Source organism: Pseudomonas sp. BN607 (assembly GCF_029871175.1).
Classification (GTDB): Bacteria; Pseudomonadota; Gammaproteobacteria; order Pseudomonadales; family Pseudomonadaceae; genus Aquipseudomonas.
On the sequence record NZ_SSOE01000061.1, the window covers coordinates 311052 to 328257 of the forward strand.

Here is a 17206-nt window from a genome sequence, read left to right on the forward strand (position 1 = left end):
TTGACGGTAGCAAGGAGGGTGCCAGCTGGTCGGGAGGCTTGGGGTAGAAGGGTTTGCTTGGGGGCGTGCAGGTTTGTGGTGGGCTGGGGTGGTGCGGTGTGCACGTTTACAGTGCAGGTGAAAAGGTTGCCTGTAGCGGCCCCTTCGCGGCTGAAGCCGCACAAGGATTGGGCTAGATCCTGGAAATTGAGCAAATCAGTTGCTTCCACCATGATCGCGCCGGTTTTCAGGTGTTGAGCAAGCCAGTTGTTTCTCCAAGTACTGCATCAGCCTCAGGCCTGCGGGGTACCTGTGGGAGCGGGCTTGCCCGCGAAGAATTCAACACGGTGCCTGGCACGGGCTTTGCCCGTGTTCGCGGGACAAGCCCGCTCCCACAGGGATTGGGCGAGATCCTGGAAATTGAGCAAGACAGTTGCGCCTACAAGCATGAACCTGTGGTGTATCGGGGTGGATTTAGCCGCTAAGGGGCCGGCCGAGAGGAAACAACTACATCGGCAGTAGCCGGTCTTGAATCACCTCTTTCATCACCAGGGTGGAACTCAAGCGCTTCACATTGGGAATGCTGGTCAGTTGCTCGTCGTACAGCTTCTGAAACGCCGGCAGGTCCTTGGCCACCACATGCAGCAGGTAGTCCGGGTCACCGAACAACCGCTGCGCTTCGACAATCTGCGGGATCTCAGCCAACGCCGCTTCAAAGTCAGCCACCGGCTGGCGGGTGACTTCGCGCAGGGTGACGAACACCAACGCGGCAAAGTTCAGCCCCAGGGCGCTCGGTGCCAGGCGAGCGTGATAGCCCAGAATCGCCCCGGACTCTTCCAGTGCCCTCAGGCGCCGATGGCAGGGGGACAGGCTGAGCCCCACGCGGTCGGCCAGTTCGGTCACCGACAGCCGACCGTCTTTTTGCAGCTCGGCAAGGATTTTTCGGTCAGTTCTGTCCATTGGCAAGAATCTTCCAGTAAATGAATGTTGGCGGGGAATATACGAAAGAAAATCCCCAGGCGGAATCCGTAATCTTTCCTCATCCCCAAGCAGTAGATAAGGAAGATTCAAGTGGCTATCAGTGTGCTGACGGCGTTCTGGGCTGTGTCGATGCTATTCGTGATTACCCCTGGTGCAGACTGGGCCTATGCCATCTCGGCAGGCATGCGCGGGCGTTGGGTGATGCCCGCGGTGGCGGGGATGTTGTCGGGGCACTTTCTCGCCACCCTTGTGGTGGCGGCTGGGGTCGGTAGCCTGCTGGCGGGCCACCCGTTGGCGCTCACCTTGCTTACCCTGGCTGGCTGTAGCTACCTGCTGTGGCTGGGTGGCAACCTGTTGCTGAGCCCGGTATTGCCGTCAGCCGGGCAGGGCGGGGCCGGGGAGTCGGGTTCGCGCTGGGCGTTGAAGGGATTCTGCGTCAGTGGCCTGAACCCCAAGGTTTTCCTGCTGTTCCTGGCCCTGCTGCCGCAGTTCACCGACCCCCAGTCCAGTTGGCCGGTACCGGTGCAGATCTTGCTGCTGGGGCTGGTGCACCTGTGCAGCTCACTGGTGATCTACTCGCTGGTGGGTTATGGCGCCAAGGCCGTGCTGAGCACTCGGCCGGGCGCGGCAAAGCTGGTAGGGCGGGTGTCGGGCGTGGCGATGATTACCGTGGCCCTGGGGCTGATAGCCGGGCAGATCAACTGATTTCACCGGTCATGAGTGGCTTCGGAGGTGGTTGCCGGTCTGACAGGGACGCAGCGCGCCCCACGCTTAACTGCCCAGCACCTGGCCGAGTACCTGGCACAATTGTTCCGCCGAGTAGGGCTTGGCCAGAAAGGCGAACCCTTGATGCCCGCCTTCGGCAACCGCCTCGCTGTACCCTGAGGTCAGGATTATCGGCAACTGTGGACGCTGACGGCGTAGTTCACGGGCCAGCGCCAGGCCGCCCATGCCGGGCATGATCACATCGGAAAACACCGCATCAAAATCACCCGCCGGGCCGGTAAGCTGTGCCAGCGCTTCTTCCGCCGAACGCGCATAGCTGATCCGGTAGCCCTGGTCTTCCAGGATCTGCGCAGTGAAGTTGCCCAGGTCCGGGTTGTCTTCTACCACCAGTATCCGTCGCCGGCCGCCCTCTGCCTGCTGCTGGCGGGTCGCCGTGGCGTCTTCGGCGTGGTCTGCCGGTGGCGCCTGCTGCGGCAGGTACAGGGTGAAGGTGGTGCCCTGGCCGGGGATGCTGTGAACCTGCACATCGCCCCCTGACTGCTTGGCAAAGCCGAACACCTGTGACAAGCCAAGACCGGTGCCTTCGCCCGGCGCCTTGGTGGTGAAGAACGGGTCGAAAATACGCTCCAGCAATTCGTTGGCGATGCCGACGCCGCTGTCGCGCACTGATATCGCCGCGAACGGGCCTGGCTGCGGCGCATGGCCGCGCAGGCCGGGTAGCGGCTGGTCAGCTTGCAAGCGCAGTTGCAGGGTGCCTTCGCCGGCCATGGCATCGCGGCCATTGAGCATCAGGTTGATCACAGCGGTTTCCAGCTGGCTGAGGTCGGCGCGGATATGGCAGGGCGCCTGCGGCAGCTGCAAATCGATCTGGATGCGCGCACCGGTGGCGGTGTCGAGCATATCGGCCATGGCCTCCAGCCGTGCCCCGGCCTCGAACACCTCCGGGCTCAACGCCTGGCGGCGGGCAAATGCAAGCAGCTGGCCGGTCAGCTTGGCGCCACGGTCAACGGTGTCGGACATGGTCTTGAGATAGCGCTCGCGGCGTTTTTCGTCCAGGCTGGGGCGTTGCAGAAAGTGCAGTGACGAGCGAATGATGGTCAGCAGGTTGTTGAAGTCATGGGCCACGCCGCCGGTCAGCTGGCCGATCGCCTCCAGCTTATGAGCCTGGCGCAATACGGCTTCGGTGTGCAGCAACTGGGTGGTGCGCTCCTCCACGCGGTGCTCCAGGGTGGCATTGAGCGCTTCCAGCGCCGCCATGGCTTCGCGAACCTCGGCGTTGGCCTGTACGCGCTGGATATGCGCCCAGCAGCGCTCGGTGACTTCGCTGATCAGCGCTTGCTCATAGTGGGTCCATGCCCGTGGTGCTTTATCGTGAATGGCCATTAGCGCGGTCAGCCGGCCGCCCTTGATCAGGGGCATGCAAATGGTCGCGGTGATGCCGATTGCCTGGAAGGTGGCCGCTTCCTCAGGGGCCAGCTCGCGTAGATTGTCGTTGATCACCAGGGCCTGGCCGCTGCGCAGGCGGCTGACTGCCAGGTGGCCGAAGTCGCGCAGCTGATATTGCCCGACAAGGTGCGGCGAGCCGGGTGCTACCGCGTCGCCACAAATGGTGAAGCCGTCCTCGTCGGGATCCATGACTGCGTAGGCGCAACTCGACAACTGCAGGTGCTCGAGGAGCCGGTGGGTGGCGATGGCGAGCACCTGGTCCGGTTCGGTGGCATCGGCAATGCTGCGGCCAAGGTCGTCGAGGAACTTCAGGCGCTGGTTGGCCAGCACGTTGGCGGTGGTTTCGGTGACGGTATCGAGCATGCCCAGTACCTGGCCGTCGTGGCCACGGATAGGGCTGTAGCAGAAGGTGAAGTAGGCGCGTTCGGGCCCGCCATTGCGGTCGATGGTGAGCAAATAGTCCTCGATATAAACCGCTTCGCCAGCCAGAGCCCGTCGGGCCATGCTGCTGATGTCGGCCCAGGCTTCCTGCCACACTTCGCTGAAAGGCTTGCCAAGCGCCAGTGGCTTCTGCCCGAGGATCTGGGAGAAGGCGTCATTGTGCAGGGTAAGCAGTTCCGGGCCCCAGAGCACTGCCTGCGGAAAGCGCGAGGCCAGGCACAGGGCCAGGGTAGTTTTCAGGGCGTCGGGCCAGGTGGGGAGGGGCCCCAGGGAAGTGTTTGTCCAGTCGTGATGGCGGATGCGCTCTGCCATCAAGCCGCCGCCGTCTAGCCATTTCGCCATATACGCTGCCGGTCCGTTTGCTCAAGGCCATTAGGGTGCACCGAGAATAGCCGCTTGGCGAGTGTTTTCGTGTTGCCGGTACCGGCCCTTGCGCGGCGCAAGCCGCGCCTTCACGGCCGGCGCAGGCTAGCGCATGAAGTGCACTTTGCCGGTATCGTCATTACCCATGTAAATGCCGTAAACCCCGGCCTGCCGTTCCAGGATGTAACGCTCGAGAATCTGCCGGATCGCCGGATAATAGATCTCGTCCCAAGGAATTTCATCCGGTTCGAAGAACTTGTACGCCAGGGTTTCCGGGCCATACTGGCCGGTCTCTTCAGTGGCGATGGCGCGGAAGATGATGTACACCTCGCTGATTTTCGGCACGCTGAAGATCGAGTAGGGCGAAACGATGTCGGCGCGCACGCCGCTTTCTTCCCAGACCTCGCGCAGCGCTGCCTGCTCGGTGGTTTCGCCGGCCTCCATGAAGCCGGCCGGCAATGTCCAGGTGCCGGGGCGCGGCGGGATGGCACGCTGGCACAGCAAGTACTTGCCCTCGCGCTCAATGATGCAGCCCGCGATGATCTTCGGGTTGATGTAGTGGATGTAACCGCAGCCGGTGCAGTGCAGGCGTTCGTGGGTATCGCCTGTGGGAACGCCCCGGGCCAGTTCCGTGGTGCAGTGCGGGCAGTAGCGCGGGGCGTTGGGCATGGTCAGCGGCCTATACGGGGTTCCTTCAGGGCCAGGGGCTCGACGATGTCGCGCACCTTGGCGTTGTCATCCTGCTTCTGGCGCAGGTAGTCCAGGGCCACCTTGGCGGCAGCGCGGACATGATCGACCGAAGCCTGGTGCGCGACCAGCGGGTCGCCACCCTTGATAGCTTCGACGATTTTTTCCATTTCGCGGTTGCTGGCGCCGCGGCGGTTTTCTTGTGACACCGAAGTGGCCCGCAAGTAACTGATGCGTGCCTGCAACTGGCGCAACTGTTGCGCTGCCACCTGGTTGCCTGAACCTTCCAGCAGCACATCGTAGAAGCCTTGCACCGAATCCAGCACCTGTTGCAGCTCGCCCTCTTCCAGGGCCTCGCGGTTCACCTCCAGCGCGCGCTCAAGGGCACGGATGTCCTTGGCCTTGGCGTTGAGGGTGAACAGCTGCACGATCAGGCCTTCGAGCACGCAGCGCAGCTCGTAGATGTCGCGGGCGTCTTCCAGGGTGATGATGGCCACCCGCGGCCCCTTGGCGTCGGCGAATTCCACCAGGCCTTCGGACTCCAGGTGGCGCAGGGCCTCACGCACCGAGGTGCGGCTGACGCCGAGGCGGTCGCAAAGGTCGCGCTCGACCAGGCGGTCGCCGGGCAGCAAATGGAAGTTCATGATCGCGGTGCGCAGCTTGTCGAGCACGATTTCGCGCAGGGTAACGGGGTTGCGGTTGACCTTGAAACTGTCGTCGAGTGGCTGGCGTTTCATCAAGTGCGCTCTTAAAGAGGCTGCCCGGCCGCAACCGCAACAGCACCACGAACCTTGGGTGCTCCTTGCGTGGGTTCGAACAGCCCGGTGTTAACGGGTTGACTCCGCATCGGCTTCAGCGAACGCTTCGCGGGCCAGGCGGAAACTGTCCACCGCCGCGGGCACGCCGCAATAAATGCCGACCTGGAGCAGGATCTCGCGAATCTGTTCACGGCTCAGGCCATTGCGCAATGCGCCGCGAATGTGCAGTTTGAGCTCGTGGGGCCGGTTGAGCGCGGAAATCATGGCCAAGTTTATCATGCTGCGCTCCTTCAGCGAGAGGCCTTCGCGGCCCCAGACATGGCCCCAGCAGTATTCGGTGACCAGCTCTTGCAGCGGCTGGGTGAACGCGTCGGCGTTCTGGATCGAGCGGTTGACGTAGTCCTCGCCCAGCACCTGGGTACGGATCTGCAGGCCTTTCTCGTACTTTTCATTGCTCATGCGCAGTACTCCGGAATAAAACAGGGGCCGCAACCGAGGGTGAGACGATTAGCGCGACCCCTGAAAACAGGGTCATCGGTGCTGGCTTCTTCGCGGGCTTGCCCGCTCCTACAGGATCTGTGCGATACCTGTGGGAGCGGGCAAGCCCGCGAAGAGGCCAACACCGACTTCAAGCTATATCAGCCGAGGGGCGGCAAGGCGCCCAGCTTGCCTTTGTGGTAGACCATCGGGGTCACCGGCTCCGCCGGCAGCACCAGGTTCTTCACCGCGCCAACGATGATCGCGTGGTCACCGCCGTCGTACTCGCGCCACAGTTCGCACTCGATGATCGCGGTGGCCTTGGTCAGCAGCGGGTTGCCCAGTTCGCTCAGCTGCCACTCGACACCCTTGGCCTTGTCCTTGCCCTTGCCGGCGAAGGCATAGGCCTCGGCGGTCTGGTCGGCAGACAGCAGGTGGATCGCAAACTGCTTGCTGTCGCGCAGGATCGGGTAGGTGTCCGAGGCGTAGTTGGGACAGAACAGCACCAGTGCCGGATCGATCGACAGCGCGCTGAACGCGCTGGCGGTGATGCCGACGATGCCGCCGTCGGCGTCCAGGGTGGTGACAACCGTGACGCCGGACGGGAAGGAGCCCATCACGTCTTTGTAGATGCCGGGTTCGATCATCTCGTGCTACCTCTCAACGCATCACAAACGGGTCGGGCATCGGCGCGGTGGACAAGTTGATCCACACGGTCTTCAGCTCGGTATAGGCCAGCACCGAATCGATGCCGCTCTCACGGCCGTAGCCGCTGTTCTTGAAGCCACCGATCGGTGCCATGGCCGACACGGCGCGGTAGGTGTTGACCCAGATGATCCCCGAACGCACGTCACGGGCCAGGCGGTGGGCGCGGCCCAGGTCGCGGGTCCAGATGCCGGCAGCCAGGCCGAACTGCGAGTCGTTGGCAATTTCCAGGGCTTCTTCCTCGGTCTTGAAACGGATGACCGCAGCGACCGGGCCGAACACTTCTTCCTGCATGATGGTCATCGAATTGCTGTCGCATTCGAACAGGGTCGGCTCGTAGAACCAGCCATCGCCTTCGACCTCGGCACGCTTGCCACCCATGTGCAGCTTCGCGCCCTCGGCCTTGGCCGCAGCGACCAGGCCTTCGACCACGGCCAGTTGTTGTGCCGTGGCCATCGGGCCCATTTCGCTGGCGTCGTCCTGCGGGTTGCCGATGCGGATGCGCTTGGCGCGGGCGATCAGGCGCTCGACGAACTGGTCGAAAATCTCGTCCTGCACCAGCAGGCGCGAACCAGCCACGCAGCTTTGCCCGGAGGCGGCATAGATGCCGGCCACGGCGCCGTTGATGGCGCTGTCCAGATCGGCGTCGGCAAAGATGATGTTCGGCGACTTGCCGCCCAGCTCCAGCGACAGCTTGGCGAAGTTTTCGGCACTGCTGCGCACCACGTGGCGGGCGGTGGCCGCGCCGCCGGTGAAGGCGATCTTGCGCACCAGCGGGTGGCGAGTCAGCGCCGCGCCGGTGCTTGGGCCGTAACCGGTGACCACGTTGACCACGCCAGCCGGGAAACCGGCTTCGAGGGCCAGCCGGGCCAGTTCGAGGATGGTCGCCGAGGCGTGCTCGGACGGTTTCAGTACGATGGTGTTGCCGGCTGCCAGGGCCGGGGCCAGTTTGATCGCCGTGAGGTACAGCGGGCTGTTCCACGGGATGATGCCGGCGACCACGCCGATCGGCTCGTGCACGGTGTAGGCGAACAGGTCGGGCTTGTCCAGCGGCAGGGTGCCGCCTTCGAGCTTGTCGGCCAAGCCTGCGGTGTAGTGGAAGAACTCGGGCAGGTAGCCGACCTGGCCGCGGGTTTCGCGGATCAGCTTGCCGTTGTCACGGCTTTCCAGCTGGGCCAGGTGTTCCTTGTTCTCGGCAATCAGGTCACCCAGGCGACGCAGCAACTTGCCGCGTGCAGTGGCAGTGATGCTGCGCCATTCCTTGCTGTCGAAGGCACGCTGGGCGGCCTGTACGGCCAGCTCGACATCGGCTTCGTCGGCATCGGGCAGTTGCGCCCAGGCCTGGGCAGTGGCCGGGTTGAGGCTGTCGAAGGTCTTGCCGCTCTGGGCATCGCGCCATTGGCCGTCGATGCACATCTGGAAACGAACGAGGGTCATGCAACAATCCCCTTGGCGGATTCGGTGAGGGTGCGGGCTTGGGTGAGGAAGTCCAGCAGCATCTTGTTGACTTCACGCGGTGCTTCCACCGGCATCATATGCCGTTGCTCGGCGAGGACCACACTGTGTGCGCCAGGAATGCTGGCGGCGAGCTGGCGGGTCATGGCCGGGGTGGAGCCCGAGTCGAGTTCGCCGGTGGCGATCAGCGTCGGCACCTGGATACTGCCCAGGTCGCCTGCGCGGTACATGTCCTGAGTGGCGAACAGCGAATAAGTGGTGTGGTAGCCCTGCGGGTCGTTGCTCGCCAGCACCTGGCGGATGGCAGCGACCTGCGCCGGGTTGGCAGCCTTGTATTCACGGCTGAACCAGCGGTCGAGCGCCGCATCGACGTTGGCGTCAGGGCCTAGCTCTGCAGCCTGGGCGGCGCGGGCGATGACGCCGGCACTCTGCTCGGGGCTGCGGTTGAACACGCTGTTGAGCACGACCAAGGCGGCCAGGCGCTGTGGGTAGTTGAGCGCAAAGGCGCGGGCGACCAGGCCGCCCATGGAAAAACCGATCACGGTGGCTTGGGCAATTTGCAGGTGGTCGAGCAGTTCGGCGAGCTGGTCGGCGTAGCCCTCCAGCGGCGTGTCTGCGGCGGGTACACGGCTTTGGCCGTGGCCGAGCATATCGTAGGCAATGACGCGGTAGTCGTTGGCCAGGCCAACGAACTGACCGCCCCACATTTCCTTGTTCAGGCCCACGCCGTGGATCAATACCACGGGTTGGCCCTGGCCGACGGACAGGTAGCTGGTGCCGGCAGGTGTGCGTTCAGCGACAGGCTGAATCATGGAGGGCGCTCCTTGAAGGTCGGGCGCGGCGGGTAAGCACGCCACGCCCCGGCCCGTCTTGGTTGTTGTTATTGAGCGTTGGCTTTTTCGGCAGCCAGTTCTTCCAGGTCGATGTAGCGGTTGCCGATACGCGGGTGCAGACGGCCACCGTCGGCAGCACCCAGGACCACGACGATTTCATCGGCGCGCGGAGCGTCTTCGATCTGCATTTCCAGGGTGATGTAGTGCGAACGCAGGCCTTCGTCGTCCTTCTGCATCATCGGAATCTGGATCGAGGTGCCTGGGCCGCCGCGCTTGTTGGTGAAGCTCAGGTAGCTCTTGGCCTGTACCGCTTCACGGTAGTGGTTGCCGAAGCGCAGGGTGTGGATCACCGCAGAGGCGTGCTCGATTTCGCCGTCGGCGCCGACCACCGCGGCCTTGCCGTAGGCTTCGATCTTGTCGGCACCGCCAATGGCGGCAGTCAGGCGCTCGACCATCAGTGCACCCAGCTCCGAGCAGTTGGCGCGGATTTCCGGCTTTAGATCTTCAACGAAACCGCGACCGGCCCATGGGTTCTTGATCACGACGGCCAGGCCGACCATGGTCACCGGCTTGTCGGTGGCCTTGCCGCCTTCGATGCGGGTCTCTTCGGAGTAGGTGACGATCTTGCGGATTTCGAAACTCATGGATGGCTCCTGGTGAGGGTTATCAGCTCTTGTTGTCTGATGGTATACCATAATATTTGTTGTGCAAGAGGTGGCTGGAAATTTCTCTTGCGGGGGGACGAAAGGCGTACCCCTCAAAAAAAGCCCGCTCACGCGAGCCACAAGGGCCCACGGGAGCGGGCTGCGTCCCGCAATGATTCAGGCAATGGGAATTCAGGCGAACGCCGGCACCACTTCCTTGATGAACAGCTCGAGCGACTTCTTCTTCTCGGCGTGGGGCAGGCTGTTGTCGCACCAGAAGCTGAACTCGTCGACGCCAAGCTCCTGGTAGTACTTGATGCGCGCAATGATCTCTTCCGGCGTGCCGATCATGGTGTTCTTGCGGATGTTCTCCAGCTGGAACGCCGGCACTTCGGCGAACTTGGACTCCGGGCTCGGCTCCAGGAAGCCATTCACCGGGGTGGTCTTGTTGCCGAACCACGCATCGAAGGTGCGGTAGAAGCGCGAGATCGCCTGGGCGCCAACCTTCCAGCCTTCCGGTTCGGCCGGGCTGTGCACATGGGTGTGGCGCAGCACCATCAATTGCGGGCGCGGCACGTCCGGGTTGTTGTCCAGGGCGGCCTGGAACTTGTTCTTGAGGTCCAGCACTTCTTCGTCACCCTTCATCAGCGGGGTGACCATGACATTGCAGCCATTGGCAACGGCAAAGTTGTGCGAGTCCGGATCACGGGCGGCGATCCACATAGGCGGCGTGGCGTTGAACGGTTTCGGTACGCTGGTGGAGGTCGGGAACTTGTAGACTTCGCCGTCGTGGGCGTAGTCGCCCTCCCACAGCTTGCGCACCACCGGCACCATCTCGCGCAGCGCCTTGCCGCCGTCGGTGGCCGGCATGCCACCTGCCATGCGGTCGAATTCGAACTGGTAGGCGCCGCGGGCCAGGCCCACTTCCATGCGGCCGTTGCTGATCACATCGAGCAGGGCGCATTCGCCAGCGACGCGGATCGGGTTCCAGAACGGCGCGATGATGGTGCCGGCGCCCAGGCGGATCTTCTCGGTGCGTGCGGCCAGGTAGGCCAGTAGCGGCATCGGGCTTGGCGAAATGGTGTATTCCATGGCGTGGTGTTCGCCGATCCATACGGTGCTGAAACCGCCGTCTTCGGCCATCAGGGTCAGTTCGGTCAGGTCTTCGAACAGCTGGCGGTGGCTGACCTGTTCATCCCAACGTTCCATGTGCACGAACAACGAAAATTTCATGGGTTTTTCCTCAACGCTTGTTGTTGCCCGTCAGTCAAGCGGGCTTCAGTGTGGGGGCGGGCTGCGTCCTAGTGCAGGCTTCAGGCAAAGGCCGGCAGGCTGGCCATCTTGCCGCGGCAGTACACCATCGGCCGTGGCGCTTCGGCAGGGACGATCAGGTTGTGTACCTTGCCGACCATGATGGCGTGGTCGCCACCTTCATATTCACGCCACAGTTCGCATTCGATGACGGCGGTGGCACCGGCCAGGATCGGGTTGCCCAGTTCGCTCAGGGTCCACTCGATGCCGCTGGCCTTGTCCTTGCCCTTTTTGGCGAACGCGTAGGCTTCGGCCTGCTGTTCACCGGACAGCAGGTGAATGGCGAAGCGCTTCTGCTTGATCAGTACCGGGTAGGAGTCGGAGGTGTAGTTGGGGCAGAACAGCACCAGCGGCGGGTCCATCGACAAGGAGGAGAAAGCGCTGGCAGTAAGGCCGACGACCGAGCCGTCGTCGTCCAGGGTGGTGATGACGGTAACGCCGGACGGGAAGGAGCCCAGGACGTTCTTGTAGACGGTTGCGTCGATCATCTCGTGTACCTCTAAAGGGCTGCGGTGGTCCGCGGTTTTTATCGTTGATGTGTCTGATGGTATACCGTAATACCTATTTTGCAAGCAGAATTTTTAACCCTGATTTTTCGCGATGAACGGCCCAAGGCCACGTAAATCGTGGCCTTGAGCGGTGAGGCGGTTTGTCGCAGGGGTTTCGCAAGCGGATCAGTGGCCGTTTTTTCATGCGGATCAGTGTTGTCAAAAGCTTGGAATACCATAATATGGTCCGCAGCTGAGAGGCCGCCTTGATGCGGTTTCCTTACAAAGATAAAAACGACCTTTCGAGCTGAAAACCATGTCCCAACCGTCGTCGCAACACCAGTTTGTCGAGAATCACACGGTCGATTACGTTCCACCTGCCGAGCGCCATGGGAAGGCGCGCGACCTGTTCACCCTCTGGTTCAGTACCAACATCGCGCCACTGCCTATCGTGACCGGTGCCATGGTGGTCCAGGTGTTCCACCTGAACCTGTTGTGGGGCCTGATCGCCATCGTACTGGGCCATCTGGTCGGGGGCGTGGTCATCGCCCTGGCCTCTGCACAGGGGCCGCAGCTGGGCATTCCGCAAATGGTGCAGAGCCGTGGCCAGTTTGGCCGCTACGGTGCCTTGCTGATCGTGTTCTTCACCGCGCTGATCTATGTCGGCTTCTTCATTTCCAATATCGTCCTGGCGGGCAAGACCATTCACGGCATCGCGCCAAGCGTGCCGATGCCCGGCGCGATCGTGATCGGTGCCCTGAGTGCGACTGCCATTGGCGTGATCGGCTATCGCTTCATCCATATCCTCAACCGCATCGGTACCTGGGTGATGGGCTCGGCGTTGCTTGCCGGTTTCATCATGATGTTCGTCCAGGATCTGCCGGCTGACTTCTTCAGCCGTGGCGCGTTCAACCTGTCGGGCTTCATTGCCACCGTGTCGCTGGGTGTGATCTGGCAGATCAGCTTCTCGCCGTACACCTCTGACTACTCGCGCTACCTGCCCCGTGAAGTGGGCATTGCCAAGCCGTTCTGGGCCACTTACTTCGGCGCCACCCTGGGCACCATCCTGTGCTTCAGCTTTGGTACGGTGGCGGTGCTGTGCGTACCGGAAGGCACCGACGCAATGGATGCGGTGAAGCAGGCCACCGGCTGGCTGGGCCCGATCCTGATGGTGCTGTTCCTGCTCAACATCATCAGCCACAACGCCCTCAACCTTTACGGCGCCGTGCTGTCGATCGTGACCGCGATCCAGACCTTCATGGCCGAGTGGACGCCGAGCATCAAGGTGCGGGTGATCCTGGCGTCAGTGATTCTGCTGGGCTGCGGGATGGTGGCACTGAACGCCTCGGCAGACTTCATCGGCCACTTCATCGGCCTGATCCTGGCGCTGCTGCTGGTGCTGGTACCGTGGGCTTCGATCAACCTGATCGACTTCTACCTGATCAAGAAGGGCCAGTACGACATTGCGTCGATCTTCAGTGCCGACGGCGGTATCTATGGCCGCTTCAACCACCACGCGATCATTGCCTATGCCTGCGGCATCCTGGTGCAGCTGCCGTTTGCCAATACTTCCCTGTATGTGGGGCCGTACTCGAACATTGTCGAAGGGGCCGACCTGTCATGGCTGTTCGGCTTGCTGGTGACCGTGCCGCTGTACTACTGCCTGGCGACCCGCGGCAAGGCTGTCGAGAAGGCGGGGCGGGTGGTAAGCGTCAACGATTGATAGACCGCTGTTGCTGTAACCGGGGCCGCAATGCGGCCCCGGCTGTTTTGGATCAAACCTTGAACTGCGCGACCATCCCGTTCAGGTCCACCGCCAACCGCGACAGATCCTGCGCCGCCGCACTGGTCTGGTTCGCGCCCGCCGACGTTTGCATCGCCAAGTCACGAATATTCACCAGGTTCCGGTCTACCTCGCGTGCGACTTGCGCCTGCTCCTCCGAGGCACTGGCGATCACCAGGTTGCGCTGGTTGATCGAAGCAATGGCCTCGGCAATCACCTCCAACGCCTCCCCTGCGCTTTGCGCCACTGCCAGCGTACCCGTGGCGCGACCCTGGCTGCTGTGCATTGCCGTCACCGCCCGCTCGGTGCCGTTCTGGATACCGGCAATCATCTGCTCGATCTCTGCCGTCGATTGCTGAGTACGGTGGGCGAGGGCACGTACCTCGTCAGCCACCACGGCAAACCCACGTCCTGCCTCACCGGCCCTTGCCGCCTCGATGGCGGCGTTCAGTGCCAACAGGTTGGTCTGCCCGGCAATCGCACCAATCACGTCCAGCACCCGGCTGATCTCGTTGGCGTTGCTGGCCAGTTGTTCGATCTCGGCCGATGTGCCGGTCACATCCGCTACCAGATGCTGAATGGATGCCAGCGCCTGGTTGACCTGGTCGCGGCCATCTCGGGTGGTCTGGTCAGCGCCTTTGGAAGCATCAGCAGTGCTGACCGCGTTGTTCGCCACTTCCTCGACTGCCGCAGTCATCTGGTTCACCGCCGTGGCGGCCTGGTCGATTTCTGCACTCTGCTGATGCAGGCCGCGGCTGGTGTCTTCAGTGACGGTGTGCAGTTCTTCGGAGGCCGAGGCCAGTTGGTCGGAAGACGCGGCGATCTGGCGAATGGTATCGCGCAGGCTGCCCTGCATCCGGCTCAGGGCGCGCAATACCATGGCCGGCTCATCGCGACCGGTTACCCGTATTTCCCGGGTCAGGTCGCCGGTCGCCACGCGCTCGGCCACAGCCAGCGCATCGGCCAGCGGCACAACGATACTGCGGGTGAGTACGGTGGCGATGGCGGCAAGGGCCAGCATGATTACCACCAGTGCGGCCACTAGCGCGGTGAACGCTTCGTCAGCGACGTCGCTGCTGCGCTGCGAGGCTTGTTCGGCGCCTGTGCCGTTATAGGCGATCAACGCTGCCATGGCCTGCATCATGCTGTCGGCGCGCTGAGTCAGCGCGCCACTGATCTGCTGCTTGGCGTCGTCCATACGCCCGGCTTGGATGTCTTGCAGCACGCGGGTCTGTAATTCGAAGTAGTGCTGATGAGCAGCGCTGAAGGCATTGAACAGGGCGCGGTCATCGGCGGCGATGATCGTGTCGGCATAATTCTTCAGAGCATTATTCAGCTCGGTATTTATACCGTCGAGCATCTGCAGGTTGCGCACGCGGTCACTGGGGTTGTCGTCCAGGGCGGCACGCAAGGTGACGGCGCGGGCGCGCCCGAGGTTGGTGCTGATGTCACCGAGGGCTATTACGGCCGGCATCCAGGTCACCCGGATTTCATCCGTGGCGTTGTCCATCTGCCGGGTTTCATAAAGTGCGATCAAGCCCATGAACAGGACCAGGATGCCCAACAGGGCGAACACGCTTGCAGCGCGAATGCCGATCTTCAAATTCCGTAACTGCATGGAATGCTCCTTGACGGTGGCGTGCAGGCCTCAGGAGCTTGGGCGGATGGCCGGGTCACCGGTATGGCGCCAGGCTCTTGATGCGCTGCGAAGTGGGTTGTGTGTCTCACCCTCGTGACTTTTTTGTTTGAATGATGCCATATGGCCATCATTATTGAACAGCCATTCAACGTAACGGCCAGAACTGGCAAAACCGCCAATTGTTGACGGTTTTGTCAGGAAAATGCCGTTAAACGATGGCGATCATTGGGTCCGCCGCAGCCAGCGCCACGGTGCGGTCAGCCGCTGGCGGGTAAATCCACACTGAGTTGATCTGGCGTTTGAGGTCTTTGCCTGCCTGGCCGTGCAGCTTCAGTTCACGCTCCCAGCCTTCGCTGAAGGCGGCGCCCCAGTCGCCCAGGTCAAGGCAGGTGACGTACTTGGGCTGGCGATACACCACCGGATGCAGGCCGAGCAGGTCGGCAGCGGCGTTGTTGCCGGCGTGGCGGCCCATGGGGATGGCGTGCTGACACGTCATCAGGGCATGGTTGCCCAAGTCATCTACCGCAGCCCAGGCGGTGTCGCCGGTGGCATAAACGTGGTCCTGGCCCAGCACCTTCAAATGACCATCCACTTTCAGCCGGCCGAAGTGATCGCGCTCCCCGGCAACTTGCGCCGTCAACGGGCTGGCCTTGACGCCAACGGTCCAGATTACCGTGTTGCTGGCGATGTGCTCGCCGTTGTCCAGGGTGACTCCCGCCGCATCGACAGCCACCACCGAAGCGCCGGCCAGCCATTCGACACCGGCCTGTTCACACGCGGCAACAATCGACGGTGTGATCCCTGCACCCAATGCCGCGCCCACTTGCGCACCACGGTCGACCACCACTACCCGCAATGCCGCCTTGGCCCCGAGGATCGAGCGCAGGCGAGCAGGCATTTCGGTTGCGGTTTCGATGCCGGTGAAGCCGCCGCCGCATACCACCACGGTATTGCGAGCTGGCGAAGCCGGCAGGGCGGCCAGATCGACCAGGTGCTGCTCCAGGCGCATGGCCGATTCCATCTGGTCGACATCGAACGCATGCTCAGCCAGGCCTGGTACTGCCGGGCGGGCAACCTGGCTGCCTGCGGCCAGGATCAGGCGGTCGTAGTCGATACGCTGCGGCTGTCCGTGGGAATCGATATAGCTGACGCTGCGACCTTCGGTGTCGATGCTGTCGGCGTTGCCCGGGATGAAGTGAACGCCCACGGCCGCGAACAGATCACCCAGCGGCGCCTTCATGCCATGCACGTCGGCCTCGTAAAAACGCGGACGAATACGCAGTTCTGGCTGAGGCGCCAGCACGCTGATGCTGAGGTCGCCACGTTGCGCCTGGTCGAGTAGGCGTGCAGCGCTCAGGGCGCTCCAGACACCGGCAAAGCCGGCACCGATGATCAGGATGTTGGATTTCATGAAGGTGCTCCGCAAGGTTCGAAGAGGGCCTCGAGGGCCAGCTGTATGGCCTTCGATTAACTACGACTATATCGATCGGAGTTATCTTCGGCAAGGGCTTTCCCTTTGCAGTGGCGCTACCTTTCGACGCTTGTTTTGTCAGTGCCGGGGCATCGGCGTAACATATGCGACAAAATCGGTCGGAGATTTGAATGTCGCTTTACAGTGCTGGCGTGGAATACGGCATCCATTGCCTGTTGTTTTTAGTCGACGAGCGCGGTGAAACCCGTGATTCCAGCGTGCGCGACCTGGCAGAGTTGCAAGGCGTGCCGCAGGAATACCTGGCCAAGGTCTTCACCAAGCTGGCCCGTGCCGGGCTGGTGGCGGCCACTGAAGGCGTGCGCGGCGGTTTTCGCCTGGCGCGGCCGGCGGCGCAGATCAGCGTGCTCGATATCGTCAATGCCATTGATGGACCGAAGAAGATCTTCGATTGCCGCGAGGTGCGCGAGCGTTGCACGTTGTTCGACGGCTCGCCGCCGAGTTGGGCGACGGAGGGTACCTGTGCGATCCACGCAGTGATGTTGGGGGCGCAGAAGCGCATGGAAGAGTCATTGGCACAGCAGACTGTGCTGGACCTGGCCATGCGTTTCGGGCGCAAGGCCCCGGCTGAATTCGGCCAGCAGGTCGATGCCTGGATGGGGGAGCGGCGGGAGGCCAAGGGGGCTGGGGATATTCCGCTAGAGCAGGTGTGAAGGGGTTGCCCGTACTGGCCTTTGCGCGGGTGGGGACGTACGCCGGTCAGCGCCCTTCATGCTGCCGCCGATAGGCCCCAGGCTGCACCCCCACCACCTTGGCGAACGCCCGGGTAAAGGCCGCCACCGACGGATACCCCACCTGCGCGCCCACGTGCTCCACGGTGTGCCCGGCCTGCAGCAACTGGCAGGCCTGGCGCATGCGCAGCGCCAGCAGAACATGCCTCGGCGATTGCCCGGCCAAACACGGTGCATGGCACGGGCTGCGCCCGTGTTCGCGGGACAAGCCCGCTCCCACAGGGATCGCGCTAGATTCTGGAAATTGAGCAAGCCAGTTGTTTCCCCAGA

General features: G+C 62.8%; 16 protein-coding genes and 1 pseudogene. 3 read left to right on the plus strand and 14 right to left on the minus strand.

Annotation, left to right across the window (positions count from 1 at the left end; all coding sequences use genetic code 11):
- Positions 1-486: 486 nt before the first annotated feature.
- Positions 487-939 carry an Lrp/AsnC family transcriptional regulator gene (locus E8E68_RS19270; RefSeq protein WP_133972560.1) on the minus strand — a complete coding sequence of 151 codons (453 nt, stop codon included), beginning with the start codon at positions 937-939 and terminating at the stop codon, positions 487-489.
- A gap of 111 nt (positions 940-1050) precedes the next feature.
- On the opposite strand from E8E68_RS19270, the gene E8E68_RS19275 reads away from it, so the two are divergent.
- Positions 1051-1665 (plus strand): LysE family translocator, encoded by a 615-nt coding sequence (locus E8E68_RS19275; RefSeq protein WP_280343824.1) that lies wholly within the window; start codon positions 1051-1053, stop codon positions 1663-1665.
- A gap of 66 nt (positions 1666-1731) precedes the next feature.
- Here the strand turns inward: E8E68_RS19275 and E8E68_RS19280 are convergent, their stop codons facing one another.
- The 10 genes from E8E68_RS19280 to E8E68_RS19325 all read right to left on the minus strand — a co-directional run bounded on the left by E8E68_RS19280 (position 1732) and on the right by E8E68_RS19325 (position 11294).
- Positions 1732-3915, minus strand: coding sequence for an ATP-binding protein (locus tag E8E68_RS19280; RefSeq protein ID WP_280343827.1), 2184 nt, complete (start codon positions 3913-3915; stop codon positions 1732-1734).
- 126 nt (positions 3916-4041) lie between these two features.
- The gene (locus tag E8E68_RS19285) at positions 4042-4605 is read right to left on the minus strand and encodes an NUDIX hydrolase (protein ID WP_266031915.1); all 564 of its coding nucleotides are present in this window, start codon (positions 4603-4605) and stop codon (positions 4042-4044) included.
- Between the two features lie 2 nt (positions 4606-4607).
- Complete coding sequence (locus tag E8E68_RS19290) at positions 4608-5360, minus strand: GntR family transcriptional regulator (protein WP_010954490.1); 753 nt, start codon at positions 5358-5360, stop codon at positions 4608-4610.
- Between the two features lie 90 nt (positions 5361-5450).
- Positions 5451-5840, minus strand: a complete 390-nt coding sequence (locus tag E8E68_RS19295) for a carboxymuconolactone decarboxylase family protein (RefSeq protein ID WP_023535056.1) — start codon at positions 5838-5840, stop codon at positions 5451-5453.
- Positions 5841-6019: 179 nt separating this feature from the next.
- Positions 6020-6505 carry a flavin reductase family protein gene (locus E8E68_RS19300; RefSeq protein ID WP_110743163.1) on the minus strand — a complete coding sequence of 162 codons (486 nt, stop codon included), beginning with the start codon at positions 6503-6505 and terminating at the stop codon, positions 6020-6022.
- 13 nt (positions 6506-6518) lie between these two features.
- Positions 6519-8000 carry an aldehyde dehydrogenase gene (locus E8E68_RS19305; RefSeq protein ID WP_110743162.1) on the minus strand — a complete coding sequence of 494 codons (1482 nt, stop codon included), beginning with the start codon at positions 7998-8000 and terminating at the stop codon, positions 6519-6521.
- A complete protein-coding gene (locus E8E68_RS19310; protein WP_110743161.1) occupies positions 7997-8830 on the minus strand; it encodes an alpha/beta fold hydrolase in 834 nt (277 codons plus the stop codon). Before E8E68_RS19310 ends, E8E68_RS19305 begins: the two co-directional genes overlap by 4 nt.
- A 68-nt stretch (positions 8831-8898) precedes the next feature.
- Complete coding sequence (locus E8E68_RS19315; RefSeq protein WP_003256068.1) at positions 8899-9495, minus strand: amino acid synthesis family protein; 597 nt, start codon at positions 9493-9495, stop codon at positions 8899-8901.
- 192 nt (positions 9496-9687) lie between these two features.
- Positions 9688-10728, minus strand: coding sequence for an LLM class flavin-dependent oxidoreductase (locus tag E8E68_RS19320; protein ID WP_110743160.1), 1041 nt, complete (start codon positions 10726-10728; stop codon positions 9688-9690).
- An 80-nt stretch (positions 10729-10808) separates the two neighbouring features.
- Entirely contained in the window at positions 10809-11294 is a 486-nt protein-coding gene (locus E8E68_RS19325) for a flavin reductase family protein (protein ID WP_110743159.1), read from the minus strand.
- A 316-nt stretch (positions 11295-11610) separates the two neighbouring features.
- Between E8E68_RS19325 and E8E68_RS19330 the strand changes: the two genes are divergently transcribed.
- Positions 11611-13017 carry a cytosine permease gene (locus E8E68_RS19330; RefSeq protein WP_266031916.1) on the plus strand — a complete coding sequence of 469 codons (1407 nt, stop codon included), beginning with the start codon at positions 11611-11613 and terminating at the stop codon, positions 13015-13017.
- Between the two features lie 52 nt (positions 13018-13069).
- Here E8E68_RS19330 and E8E68_RS19335 read toward each other — a convergent pair whose 3' ends face one another.
- Together E8E68_RS19335 and E8E68_RS19340 are read right to left on the minus strand one after the other, a co-directional pair.
- A complete protein-coding gene (locus E8E68_RS19335; RefSeq protein WP_280343845.1) occupies positions 13070-14695 on the minus strand; it encodes a methyl-accepting chemotaxis protein in 1626 nt (541 codons plus the stop codon).
- A 229-nt stretch (positions 14696-14924) separates the two neighbouring features.
- On the minus strand, positions 14925-16127 hold the full coding sequence (locus tag E8E68_RS19340; protein ID WP_280343848.1) for an NAD(P)/FAD-dependent oxidoreductase: 1203 nt from the start codon (positions 16125-16127) through the stop codon (positions 14925-14927).
- Between the two features lie 191 nt (positions 16128-16318).
- On the opposite strand from E8E68_RS19340, the gene E8E68_RS19345 reads away from it, so the two are divergent.
- Complete coding sequence (locus E8E68_RS19345) at positions 16319-16858, plus strand: Rrf2 family transcriptional regulator (RefSeq protein ID WP_266031918.1); 540 nt, start codon at positions 16319-16321, stop codon at positions 16856-16858.
- Between the two features lie 46 nt (positions 16859-16904).
- On the opposite strand, the pseudogene E8E68_RS19350 reads toward E8E68_RS19345, so the two are convergent.
- Positions 16905-17102, minus strand: a pseudogene (locus E8E68_RS19350) (helix-turn-helix domain-containing protein); the annotation flags it as partial.
- Positions 17103-17206 lie beyond the last annotated feature (104 nt).